Origin of the sequence: Anaerocolumna sp. MB42-C2 (assembly GCF_030913705.1) — a bacterium.
Classification (GTDB): domain Bacteria; phylum Bacillota; class Clostridia; order Lachnospirales; family Lachnospiraceae; genus Anaerocolumna.
Genome location: NZ_CP133190.1, coordinates 138025 through 151303 on the forward strand (window position 1 = coordinate 138025; position 13279 = coordinate 151303).

General features: G+C 36.2%; 11 protein-coding genes. 10 read left to right on the forward strand and 1 reads right to left on the reverse strand.

The features are described from left to right. Positions 1–9 precede the first annotated feature (9 nt). From yqfD to RBU59_RS00710, 8 genes are all read left to right on the forward strand, one after another. Positions 10–1251, forward strand: a complete 1242-nt coding sequence (yqfD, locus tag RBU59_RS00675; RefSeq protein ID WP_308145959.1) for a sporulation protein YqfD — start codon at positions 10–12, stop codon at positions 1249–1251. Beyond that, positions 1226–2296: a PhoH family protein gene (locus tag RBU59_RS00680; RefSeq protein WP_308145960.1), complete on the forward strand. Its 1071-nt coding sequence runs from the start codon at positions 1226–1228 to the stop codon at positions 2294–2296. The genes yqfD and RBU59_RS00680 overlap by 26 nt, the downstream gene beginning before the upstream one ends. 30 nt (positions 2297–2326) lie before the next feature. After that, positions 2327–3676 (forward strand): HDIG domain-containing metalloprotein, encoded by a 1350-nt coding sequence (locus RBU59_RS00685; RefSeq protein ID WP_308145961.1) that lies wholly within the window; start codon positions 2327–2329, stop codon positions 3674–3676. Between the two features lie 80 nt (positions 3677–3756). Continuing rightward, the gene (gene ybeY, locus RBU59_RS00690) at positions 3757–4254 is read left to right on the forward strand and encodes an rRNA maturation RNase YbeY (protein ID WP_308145962.1); all 498 of its coding nucleotides are present in this window, start codon (positions 3757–3759) and stop codon (positions 4252–4254) included. Positions 4255–4280: 26 nt separating this feature from the next. Then, complete coding sequence (locus tag RBU59_RS00695; protein WP_308145963.1) at positions 4281–5390, forward strand: DUF3048 domain-containing protein; 1110 nt, start codon at positions 4281–4283, stop codon at positions 5388–5390. 92 nt (positions 5391–5482) lie between these two features. Continuing rightward, a complete protein-coding gene (locus RBU59_RS00700) occupies positions 5483–7111 on the forward strand; it encodes a putative polysaccharide biosynthesis protein (protein WP_308145964.1) in 1629 nt (542 codons plus the stop codon). 134 nt (positions 7112–7245) lie between these two features. Then, on the forward strand, positions 7246–7989 hold the full coding sequence (locus tag RBU59_RS00705) for a BofC C-terminal domain-containing protein (protein WP_308145965.1): 744 nt from the start codon (positions 7246–7248) through the stop codon (positions 7987–7989). A 289-nt stretch (positions 7990–8278) separates the two neighbouring features. Then, positions 8279–8932: an HAD family hydrolase gene (locus RBU59_RS00710; RefSeq protein ID WP_308145966.1), complete on the forward strand. Its 654-nt coding sequence runs from the start codon at positions 8279–8281 to the stop codon at positions 8930–8932. A gap of 15 nt (positions 8933–8947) precedes the next feature. Here RBU59_RS00710 and RBU59_RS00715 read toward each other — a convergent pair whose 3' ends face one another. Then, positions 8948–9814: an AraC family transcriptional regulator gene (locus tag RBU59_RS00715; RefSeq protein ID WP_308145967.1), complete on the reverse strand. Its 867-nt coding sequence runs from the start codon at positions 9812–9814 to the stop codon at positions 8948–8950. A 137-nt stretch (positions 9815–9951) separates the two neighbouring features. Between RBU59_RS00715 and RBU59_RS00720 the strand changes: the two genes are divergently transcribed. Both RBU59_RS00720 and RBU59_RS00725 read left to right on the forward strand, forming a co-directional pair. Then, positions 9952–11745 carry an L-fucose isomerase gene (locus RBU59_RS00720; protein WP_308145968.1) on the forward strand — a complete coding sequence of 598 codons (1794 nt, stop codon included), beginning with the start codon at positions 9952–9954 and terminating at the stop codon, positions 11743–11745. A gap of 17 nt (positions 11746–11762) precedes the next feature. Continuing rightward, complete coding sequence (locus tag RBU59_RS00725; protein ID WP_308145969.1) at positions 11763–13229, forward strand: rhamnulokinase; 1467 nt, start codon at positions 11763–11765, stop codon at positions 13227–13229. Positions 13230–13279 lie beyond the last annotated feature (50 nt).

Genomic DNA, 13279 nt, shown 5'->3' on the forward strand with positions numbered 1-13279 from the left:
GGTCCAAACATGCTGATAAAGCTATTTCGCTGGTTGCGCGGTTACTTATTGATAAGAATGAAAGGTCAGTCTCCGGAGCGGTTTATAAATCTATGCAGTAATCGATACATATATCTTTGGGATTTAAATAATTTTGAGGGAGAATATGAATTCCGTATTCTGCTGAAGGACTATTTAAAACTGAAACCGATCGCGAAAAAAACTGGAACAATACCATATATCAAAAAAAAATATGGTTTACCTTTTATTGTTCATAGATATCGAAAAAGGAAAGGATATGCGGCTGGGATTTTGCTTTTTTGTGTTATACTGTACATACTTTCTCTTTATATATGGGATATTAGTATATTAGGCGGACATTCCTATACACCTGAGGCTATGCTGAAATTCTTAAAATCCAATGAAATTTATATCGGGTTACAGAAAAGAAATATAGATTGCCAGGAAATTGAAGAATTGATAAGAGGAACTTATAAGGATATCGGATGGGTTTCTGCCGAAATAAAAGGTACAAGGTTAATTGTTAAAATTACGGAAACGAATATGCCTGCACCTGCAGTTACAGCAACAAAGAATTGCCACATCATAGCATCAAAAGATTGCATTATAACAAAAATAATCACACGGACCGGAACTCCCAAAGTAGAAGTAGGTTCCGTGGTTAAAAAGGGTGATATACTTGTATCCGGTGTTGTGGATATAATAGGTGATAACGACATTTTATTAAATCGGAAACCTGTAATTGCCGATGCTGATGTAATAGGTAAAACGTTATATAGCTATAAAGATAAAATACCTTTAAATTATATCCAGAAATCGTACACCGGAAGAAGTAAAACCAGTTATAATATTTCATTTTTTCTGAAAAAAATAAATTTATATAAACCTAGAATTCCTTATAGTAAGTATGATATAATTGTGGATGAATCTATGCTTCATGTGACTGACAATTTTTACCTGCCGGTTAGTTATTTCAAAATAAAATATCCGGAATATGTAGAAATTAAAAAGAAGTACTCAAAAGAAGAAGTAACGGCTTTAGCAAAAGAAAAATTAAAACGATTTTTGGATGAATTGAAAGAAAAAGATGTTTTAATTTTAGAAAATAATGTTAAAATAGCAATAGAGAATAATACCTGTATAGCGTCTGGTAAAATAGTCGTACAGGAATCTGTTAAAGATTTTAAATCTATTGACGACAGCGAGTGGAGGATTATAGATACAGATGAGTCTGATGGAAACGATAATTGATGTGCCGGCTGAACATGAAAAGAATATATTCGGACAGTTCGACGCTTATGTGAAAATGATTGAAAAGACTTTAAATGTGACTGTTATAGTGAGAAACGGTGAGATAAAACTAATAGGGGAAAATGATAATGTCTCGAAAGCAAAAAGTGTTTTTGTACAATTAATTGAATTATCCAGAAGAGGAAATACCATTACCGAGCAAAATGTAAGTTACGCACTTTCCTTATGTTTTGAAAATAAAGAGTCTGCCATAGTTGAGATTGATAAGGATTTAATCTGCCATACTATATCAGGCAAACCGATAAAACCAAAAACTTTAGGGCAGAAGTCCTATGTGGATTTGATTCGTAAAAAGATGATCACTTTTGGTATCGGCCCGGCTGGAACCGGTAAAACTTATTTGGCAATGGCAATGGCGATAACTGCTTTTAAAAATGATGATGTAAGCAGAATCATATTAACGAGACCTGCAATTGAAGCAGGAGAAAAACTGGGTTTTTTGCCGGGAGACTTACAAAGTAAGGTAGATCCATATTTAAGGCCGTTATATGATGCATTGTATCAGATTATGGGTGCAGAAGGATATCTTAAAAATACGGAAAAAGGTCTGATTGAAGTTGCTCCTTTAGCGTATATGAGAGGCAGAACTTTAGAGAATGCGTTTATAATCCTGGATGAAGCACAGAATACTACACCGGCACAGATGAAAATGTTTTTGACTCGTATTGGATTTGGGTCCAAAGTTATTATCACAGGAGACTTATCTCAAAAAGACTTACCCATGGGGACACAGTCCGGATTAGATACCGCAATAAAGGTTCTAAGCAAAATTGATGATATAGGATTTTCTTATTTGACCGGACAGGATGTTGTAAGACATCCTTTGGTTCAAAAGATAGTTATGGCTTATGAGGCCTACGAAAGTAAAATCAGTAAAACAGATGTTAAGGAAAGTCGCTCAAAATTTCAAAGAAAACATTTAAATGGCACAAAGGTAACTAACTACCAGCATAATACAGATAAAACAAATAGACGAAAGAGATAAAGTCTGTTAAACAGACAGATGGGGGTTTTTGTGAAACATCTTAGTACTGCCGGGAAAAGTCTGCCTATGTCATCACTAAGCGGAATATTAGGAATGCTGTCAGTTCTCGTTATAGTATTCTTTGGCCGTATGAATGGTGCAGACTTAGCTACAATTTTAAAAGTAAGTGTACTTTCCGTAGTTCTCTTATTCATCGCTGTGTTTTATATCTTGTATCAGCATAAAGAAATCAAAGAGCTGCCGGGTTTTTCGATTATTTTTACAATAATCTATATAGGTTCCTTAGTGATTATAATGATGACAAAAGAAAGACCGGAATTAACGGTATGGATGTCCGGCGGTTTGTTAATAGCAGTTTTGTTTAATATGTACCTGGGTTTTTTTGTTATGTTTAATTTCATATTGATCAGCAGTCTGGCAGGAAAACTGGATATAGAATATATTGTGTATCTGCTTATTCTGGGTGCTTTGATGTGCCTGCTTTCCGGTTTTATGAAGAAGATGACAACACTTGGGTATACTGCAATTATTATTTTGTCCATGCAGCTTATTCTAATTTTTATCATTAACAATTTTATACTGAAAAACTCATTGAAGATTACTGCTTTTTATTCATTAGCGTCCAGTTTGTTCTCCATTGGTTTATCCTATGGGATATATAACATTTATATAAAAAAGTATAAAGCTGCCTTAAAATCTCAGGTGGATGAGCCAAACATATGGAATAAAGAATCGAATCATAGGATTGATACTGTTATTACTGATACCGAAAGTGATAAATTAACCATGGATTACAATACAGCAGAATTCTCTGATGCAGAAATCTCTTCGGAGCAGATGCAGGTACATACTATGGAAGAAATACTGGATTCAGAATTTCCTTTACTGCTCCGCTTGAGACAACATTCCTTAAAAGTGTACAAGCATTCTCTGCTAATCAGTGAAATTGCAGCGATGGCTGCAAAAGCGGTTGGAGCGGATGAAAATAAGGCAAAAGCCGGTGGTCTTTATCATGAAATTGGAAGAATAGAAAATAAAGAATATGTGGAGGAGGGAGTAAAATTAGCAGAAGATTATCACCTGCCTGCTTTTATTACTGATATTATACGTCAGCATAATATAAAATATGAAAAACCAAAATCTCCCGAAGCTGCTATTATTATGATAACCATCAGTGTTATCGCTACCAAAGAGTATCTGGAAAAGCAAGGGCAAGGTAATGGCGTTGACAAGCAGTCAGTTATTATCCCGATTGAAAAGATAGTTGATAATGTTTTTCAAATGCGGTTAACCAGAGGCAGTTTGGACGAATCCGGATTAACATTAAAACAATATAATCATTTAAAAGAATTTTTTCTAAATATGGAACAGGTTTTATAAGCAAAAGAAATAGTTATAATTACATAACAGTAATTATAATGTTTCAGAATCGAGTGGGATTAGGATAGAGAGGAACTATAATGACGTTAAATATAGAATATGAGACGGAAATAAAATTGGATTTTGATTATGAAAGTATTATTGAAAAAGTAGTTAAAAAGTCTCTTGACAGGGAGAAATGTCCATATGAAGTGGAACTAAATGTGATTTTAACGGGTAATCAGGAAATGAAAGAAATCAATAAGGAATATAGGAATATAGATACACCTACTGATGTGTTATCATTTCCTATGATTGATTACGAAACCCCGGCAGATTTCTCCGGCCTTGAAGAAGAGGAAGATAATTATTTTAATCCGGAGACAGGTGAACTTTTACTTGGGGATATTATTATATCCGTTGAAAAGGTTATGGAGCAGGCAAAACAATATGGCCACTCTTTAAAGCGGGAGCTTGCATTTTTAACGGCACATAGTATGATGCATTTATTCGGATACGATCATATGGAAGAGGAAGAAAGAATAATTATGGAAGAAAAGCAAAAGAATGTGTTGGACGAGCTTCAAATCTATCGCTAAAGCTTTTAAAAACAGGAGATAAAAATATGAAAAAGAATATAACTTTATTAATTGTCTTTGTCTTAATTATGATCCTTTCCATGGCAGGATGTAAAAAGAAAGATAATAACCAAATCGAACCGACAATTACTCCGACAGTTACAGCGACTGTAACCCCGACAGTTACTCCAACCCCAACGCCTACCGTAAAACCTGAAAGTCACGATGGAGAAACAAAAAGTAAGTTAACCGGCTTATGGGTTTCGAAAAAAATTAGTAATAAAAGACCTTATGCCATTATGTTTAATAATATTAAGAAAGCTTCCCCGCAAAGTGGAACTTCTGAAGCATCTATTCTATATGAGGTTTTGGTAGAAGGCGGGATAACCAGAATGATGGGTATATATGAAGATCTCAATAAAACCAGAATCGGATCGGTCCGCAGTGCAAGACATTATTTTGTCAGTATCGCAGATGAATATGATGCAATTTATGTTCATTATGGAGAGACTACCTATGCAACAAAGAAAATAAAAGCTTTAGGTATTGATAATCTGAGCGGTTTGACCGGTATTGGGGATACGGTTTTTTATCGGGACCATTCCATACCTGCTCCACATAATGCGTTTGCAACAAAAGAGGGTATACTTAAAGGAACGAAAATGAAAGGATATGAAACAGAGTATCCTAAGGATTATGAAGGGCATTTTTCTTTCTATGATGAGGATAAGGATTTAAGCTCAGATAAAAACGTCAACAAATTAACACTTAAATTTTCCAATTATGCCAGTCCATATTTTATTTATGACAGTAAAGAAAAGTTATATGATCGTTTTCAATATGATACCAAGCATATAGATTATAATACAGGCAAACAGTTGGCCTATAAAAATATTATCGTTCAGTTTGTCAAGGAATGGAACATAGATAAAAATGGGTATCAAACGATGGAACTTGAAAATGCGGAAGGAAAGGGTTATTATATAACGAACGGCAAAAAAGTTGATATTACCTGGAAAAAGAATGAAAGTACCAGAAAAATGAGGTATTATGATTCACAAGGGAATGAGTTAACAATTAATCCGGGAAAAACATATATAGCGCTTTTCCCTAAGGACAGAACAGAAGATGTAGTACTTTCGGACAAAGGGCAATAAAAGATAATCTAATTTATTTGTTTAACTAAAGAATAATTATCATAAGCCGCCCCTCTTCAGGCGGCCGGCTTATGTTTATATAGGAGGATTTTATGGGAACAGGTAAGAAAAGTAACAGTTTTTTGGTGCAGGGAGGAATCTTGGCAGTCGCTTCCATAATAGTGCGGCTAATTGGCCTGCTTTATCGTATTCCCTTAAATAACATTATTGGAGATGAGGGAATTGGTTATTATTCCAATGCATTTAATATTTATAATATTGCTTTAATTCTCTCTTCCTATAGTTTACCTCTTGCCGTTTCAAAACTGGTTGCAGACAGGAGGGTTAAAAAGCAGTACCGCAATTCCTACCGTATATTCCTGTCCGCTATGGCTTTTGCCATAATCATAGGTACCATAGCATCTCTTATTATTTATTTTGGTGCGGATTTTTTGGCTAATGCATTAAATAAGTCACCTCGAAGTGCGATACCTTTAAGAATCTTGGCGCCGACTATCTTTGTTTTTGCTGTTATGGGAGTTTTACGGGGTTTTTTTCAGGGAAAGAACACAATGCTGCCAACTGCCATATCACAAGTACTGGAACAGATTCTGAATGCGATTGTCAGCATCGTAGCAGCATATTATTTAATGAAAGAACACAGCGCTTCGCCGGATATAGCAGCATTTGGAGCCGCGGGTGGTACGTTGGGTACCTTTATTGGAGCTTGTACGGCACTTATTTTTCTGGCATTTATTTTTGCCTTATATAAACCGATTATAGATAAACAGCTAAGGAGGGATACGGAAAGTATACGAGAATCCTATCCTGATGTGTTCAAAGCACTTTTAATTACCATAGTACCGGTTATCTTAAGTCAGACGGTATATCAGATCAGTGGAGTGATTGACGGATCTATTTTTGGACATGTCCTCGCTGGTAAAGGTCTGGAGGAAACGGCAAGAAGTGAGTTGTGGGGTATTTATTCCACGAAATATAATTTGCTTATTAATGTTCCCGTATCCATTGCATCCGCTATGGGTGTAGCCATTATCCCAAGTCTTGTAGCTTCAAAAACAGGTGGAACAAACTATGAAGTGAAAAACAAAGTACATCAAGCCATTAAGTTTAATATGATGATTGCAATACCGGCAGCGGTAGGTATGGGAGTATTAGCCTCACCGATTCTGCAGTTATTATTTAGGGATGCAAGGGTATTACCGGCAAACCTATTACGTATTGGCTCTATAGCTATCGTTACATATGCACTATCAACCATTACCAATGCGGTTTTACAGGGAATTAATATGATGAGGATTCCGGTTATTCATTCTGCAATATCACTGGCTATTCACATAATCCTGCTCTACATACTATTACAATTCTTTAATTTAAGCACTTATGCATTGGTTATTGGAAATGTGACATTTTCATTGGTCGTATGTATTTTAAACTGGATTTCAGTTGGAAAGAATCTAAATTATAAACAGGAAGTAAAAAACACTTTCTTAATACCGGCGGTTTGTTCTGTGATTATGGGAGCACTTGCTTTTTTAACTTATTTAGGAATGCACAGATTAACCGGAATAAATTCCATCAGTACATTGGTTGCCGTTTTTGTTTCTGTTTTAACATATGGTTGTTTATTATTATTATTTAAGGGACTTACTGAGGAAGAATTACGAGAAATGCCTATGGGTAGAACGCTTGTTCGGATTGCAGATAAAATACATTTGTTGTAAGAAAAAGAAGTAATTAAATTTTTTAGAAGATAGAATTAGAAACAAGGAAACGATATAGATGAAATTATAGATTATATTTTGTAGTATAAAGTGGGAAAAACTAGTGAATACTTAATGCCAAAGGAGTGATTTTTGTGAAAATCAAGAAGGCATTAGTTTATTTCATTAGTTTTTTTTCATTATCAGTAATGTTCTCCGCCTGTTATTATATAAGTTATAAAAATGCATTAAAAGATTTTAATGAAAGTGCGGTTGAAAGAAATAATGAATTAATAGCTTCACTAGAGAAAAACGGATATCTGCAGATAGGTGGCCAGATTGCAGAAGACAAGCAGTCAAAAACACAGGAGACGGTACAAAGTACCGAAGCTGATGCGGAAAAAACAGTTGAAAATACGACAGATACAAGTATACCGGTCGATCAGGTGAAGGAAGATACTATCCTGCCTACAACCCAATATACCTTACAGACATACGATATAAAGACTGGAGTTACCAATGAAGAAGTATTACCAACACCAAGTTATTTAATAGGTTTAGACCGTGAGGAAGTAATCCAATACCTCAACGATTATATGCAGGATTTGCCGTTAAATGAATTTCAAAAAGGTTTGATTTCCTTTGAGGTTGTTAAATTTTCTAAAGACGATATCACTTTGAAAAAAACATATAATGCAGATAATGCGGTATATAAGTATTATCTTAAAGCACAGAACGGTTATATCATTGCTTATTACGGAGATCAGAAGACAGTATTTGATTATACGGGAGTATCAACAAATAATCTTTCTGCTACTGAACAGCAAAAGCTTGAAGAGGGTATCCCTGTCAAAAACCTGGACGAGTTATATGCCCTGCTGGAGAACTATTCCAGTTAAAAAGATAGTATTAAATTTTAGTTAGAAAACAGAATGAATGTGCAGATAAGTTTGTCGATTGAAAAAGGATTTGCTATTAATAAATTTGAGTTAATTTCTGAAATTTATTAAATAGTAAATCCTTTAAATTTTATCCTGAAGGATGTAACTATTTCGCCATTCATAGATAAGCTGTAAATGTTGCAATTTAGTAAAAAATGTAATAAACTACTTAAGGATGGCGTAAGATTTACACTTAGAGAGCATGGACTTTAGTGTAAATAAGGTAGAAAAAGTGGGAGGATTATATATGATAGATAGTGTCGTTTTTGATATGGATGGTGTATTGTTTGATACGGAAAGAGTGTGTAATGACGTCTGGCTTCAGGTTGGAGAAGAAATGAAAATAAAGGATATGAGTATAGCAATAACAAAATGTGTAGGATTAAATACAGTTGATACTAGACAGTTCTTCTTAAAACAGTTTGGAGCTGATTTCCCTTATGAAAAGTTTAAGGAACGTTCGTCCGTATTATTTAAGGAAAGGATAGAAACAGAGGGGCTTCTGATAAAACCTGGCGTGTTTGAAGTGCTTAATTTTTTACAGGAGAATGATTATAAAATAGCATTAGCTACGTCAACAAATAAAGCCAGTGTTATAAATTACCTTAACAAGGCAGAACTTGCTCATTATTTTCAGGCAATTGTAACGGGAGATATGGTTGAACATGGCAAACCAAATCCTGAAATCTATCAAAAAGCATGCATGGAGCTTGGCTCCAAACCGGAATTCAGCATCGCCATAGAGGATTCCCCCAATGGTTTAAAAGCTGCCTATCATGCCGGTTTAAAACCAATTATGGTACCGGATTTAATTCAGCCGGATGAAGAACTTAAGAAATTAATTTATGGCAAATTTGATTCCTTGTTTGAAGTAAAAGATTACCTGCAAAACCTTAAGTAGAGCGTTGAATACATATCAATATACCGGTATATAATTAAGTTTTCTGTATTTTGCCGGTGTAATCCCTTTATATTTCTTAAAGGATTTGATAAAATAACTTAAATCATTAAAACCGACGCCATATGAGATATCCGTTATGGACGTGTCTGTATTAAGCAATTGGTAACAGGCACGTTCCACACGGTAATAATTTAAATAATCAATCGGACTTTTATGAGTCATTTCCTGAAAAAAGCGGCAAAAATATTTTGGTGACATACCGGCTGCCTTAGATAACTGATCTAAGGTAATCTGGTCAGGGTAGGAATTTTCTATCAATTCCAGCACCTGTTTTAATTGAAGAATACGTCTATGATTCTGCGGTGTCTGCAGGGAATCGGTCACATAATCACCATGTTCTAATATAATACCCAGAAACTGATAGAGGCAGCCTTGTACGATAAGCTGGTATCCGTAGCTTTTATGATCCATTACGTCAAATAATTGCCAAACTGCTTTATGAAATTCAGATGATTGCTTTTTATAGAATTGATTTATATTAATGACATGGTTCATAATATCCTGGATATATTTCTGGCAGACAGTATCTTTTTTCATAAGCATATTCATATCAAATACAATGCATTCGTATATACAATTATTTGGTATACCGGCATGTAACGTCCCGCTGTTAATAAATATTACATCTCCGTGTTCTGCCTGAAATTCATTTTCATCCAGAGATACGGTAAAAGAACCCTCTAAAATACGAATAATTTCATATTCTACATGCCAGTGATACGGCATGGCATATTGGGGGTGCTGACTGTCGATATGGTAAAATTCTATAGGAAAATCAAAGGTTCCGCGTATTTTTCTTTCATTATAATCTATATATTGCATATGATCCCCCGAATGTGAAAATTGTTATATTTTTTGCTATTATATCACAAGTATTAAAATACATTCAAGTATATACTATAATAGAAATGAAGTTAGTATTACCTGTCAAATTATTTTATTAACGGAGGTATTTTATAATGGCTAAAAGCAGATTAATTGGAGATTATCCTGTAATCGGAATCAGACCCACTATTGATGGACGAAGAGGAGTTCTTAAGGTACGTGAATCACTGGAAGAACAGACTATGAATATGGCTAAGGCAGCAGCAGAACTGTTTACTAAGAATTTAAGATATTCCAACGGAGAACCGGTGAAAGTTGTTCTAGCCGATACTACGATTGGACGTGTTGCGGAAGCAGCAGCCTGCGCTGATAAATTTAAGAAAGCAGGTGTGGATATTACTCTTACTGTTACACCTTGCTGGTGTTACGGTTCTGAAACTATGGATATGGACCCAATGACGATTAAAGGTGTTTGGGGATTTAACGGTACAGAAAGGCCGGGAGCAGTTTATCTGGCAGCTGTGTTAGCAGGACATGCACAAAAAGGACTTCCTGCATTCGGCATATACGGACATGATGTGCAGAATGCCGATGATACGGATATACCTGAGGATGTAAAAGAAAAGTTATTACGTTTCGGACGTGCAGCTGTTGCAGCGGCAACTATGAGAGGTAAATCTTATTTACAGATCGGTTCGATCTGTATGGGTATTGCAGGTTCCATTATTAATCCTGAGTTCTTTGAAGAATATTTAGGAATGAGAGTTGAATCCGTGGATGAAGTTGAAATTATCCGCAGAATGACAGAAGATATTTATGATAAAGGGGAATATGAAAAAGCATTAGCCTGGACAAAAGCAAACTGTCCGGAAGGCTTCGATAAAAATCCGGCAGAAATACAGAAATCCCCGGAACAGAAAGAAAAAGACTGGGAATTCGTAGTTAAAATGATGTGTATTATCAAGGATTTATACAACGGTAATCCAAATCTTCCCGATGATGCTAAGGAAGAAAGAGTCGGTCATAATGCAATAGCAGGTGGTTTCCAGGGCCAAAGACAATGGACTGATTTTTATCCAAACTGTGACTTCCCGGAAGCAATGCTTAATTCTTCTTTTGACTGGGAAGGTGCAAGAGAGCCTTATATTCTTGCAACCGAAAATGATACTTTAAACGGTACCAGCATGTTATTCGGTAAATTATTAACCAATACGGCACAAATTTTTGCTGACGTAAGAACCTACTGGAGTCCGGAAGCAGTTAAAAAAGCCACCGGATATGATCTTGAAGGAGTGGCTAAGGAATCCAAAGGTTTCATACATTTAATCAATTCCGGAGCAGCCTGTATTGATGCCTGTGGTGAAGTAAAAGATGCCAAGGGTAATGGTATCATCAAACCTTTCTGGGAAATGACAGAAGACGACCAAAAAGCCTGCTTAAAAGCAACTACCTGGAATGCAGCCGATATCGGTTATTTCAGAGGCGGCGGATATTCCTCCAGATTTTTAACAAGAAGTGAAATGCCGGTTACCATGATGCGTTTAAATATTGTAAAAGGGTTAGGTCCGGTAATGCAATTAGTTGAGGGTTATACAGTAAATCTTCCGGAAGAAGTTTCAGACAAGTTATGGAAGAGGACAGACTATACCTGGCCATGTACCTGGTTTGCTCCAAGACTTACCGGAACTGGTGCATTTAAATCCGCTTATGACGTTATGAATAATTGGGGCGCTAACCATGGTGCTATCAGTTATGGCCACATCGGTGCCGATATCCTCACCTTATGTTCCATCTTAAGAATACCGGTATGTATGCATAATGTGCCGGAAGATAAAATATTCAGACCTGCAGCCTGGAATGCATTCGGAATGGATAAAGAAGGCCAGGATTACAGAGCTTGTGAAGCTTATGGTCCGCTTTATAAATAATAAAGGAGGGTTTAGCCGTGAAAAAAGTATTAGCATTTGATTTTGGAGCTTCCAGCGGAAGAGCTATGCTTGGTATTTACGACGGTTCCTCAATACAGTTAAAGGAAATTCACCGGTTTTCCAATGATCCCGTTATGGTTAACGGAACGATGTACTGGGATATTCTCCGATTATTTCATGAAATAAAGCAGGGATTATTAAAAGCAAAACATGAGTCGGAATTTGACAGTATCGGAATCGATACCTGGGGTGTTGACTTTGGTCTGCTTGATAAGGATGGTAATTTACTGGAGAATCCGATACATTACAGGGATAAGCGGACTTTGGGAATGCTTGAGAAAAGTTTTGAAAAATTGCCGAAAACAGAATTCTACAGCATAACCGGCAATCAGTTTATGGAAATAAACACAGCGTTCCAGTTATTATCCCTGAAGCTAAACAGAACAGAATTATTAGATCGAACAGATAAAATGCTATTAACACCGGATTTATTTAACTTCATGTTAACCGGAGTAAAAGCATCGGAATATTCTATTGCTTCAACCAGTCAGCTTTTGGATGCAAAGAAAGGTATCTGGTCAGATAAGGTTATTGAAACTCTTGGTTTACCAAAGAAAATATTTGCGCCGGTTGTGGCAAGCGGAACTAAAATAGGAGTTCTTTCGGACGAAATCTGCGAGGAACTTGGTGTTAAAAAATGTGATGTCATTGCCGTAGCCGGACATGATACTCAAAGCGCCTTAGTTGCAGTACCGGCAGAAGAAGATAATTTCATATTCATAAGCTGCGGTACCTGGTCCCTGATCGGAACGGAACTGGATAAGCCTCTAATCAATGAAAAATCCGATTATTACAATATAACCAACGAAGGCGGTTATGGCGGTAAAGCTTCTTTTCTTAAAAATATAACCGGTTTGTGGCTGATACAGGAAAGCAGAAGACAATGGATCAGGGAAGGTCAGGAATACAATTTCAGTAAATTGGAAGAGTTAGCGCTTGGTGCAAAAGCATTTGCCTGTTTTATTGATCCGGATGCCACAGAATTCTCATCCTCAGGGGATATTCCCTCGCGAATCCGGGAGTACTGCAGACGCACCGGACAGATGATACCGGAATCAGTGGGTGAGATAGTACGATGTATCAATGAAAGTCTTGCTTTAAAATATCATTATGCACTGGAGCAAATCAGCGATTGTACCGGACATGTATATAATAAGATTCATATGGTAGGCGGAGGAATCCAAAGTAAACAACTTTGCCAGTTTACGGCGAATGCAAGCGGATGTTTCGTAACGGCCGGACCGGTTGAAGCTACGGTTCTTGGTAATGTAGCCCTCCAGCTAATGGCATCCGGTCAGATTAAGGATATAACCGAGGCAAGAAAAATAATCGGCCAGTCACCTGACATTGTAAAATATGAACCTAAAGAGAAAGAGGCCTGGGAAGAAGCCTATAAGCGTTATAAAGAAATCGTCCTGAAGTAAGAGTGTTTTTTATAGAGCAAAACTGCTGTGTAAATAATTAGTACAATAAA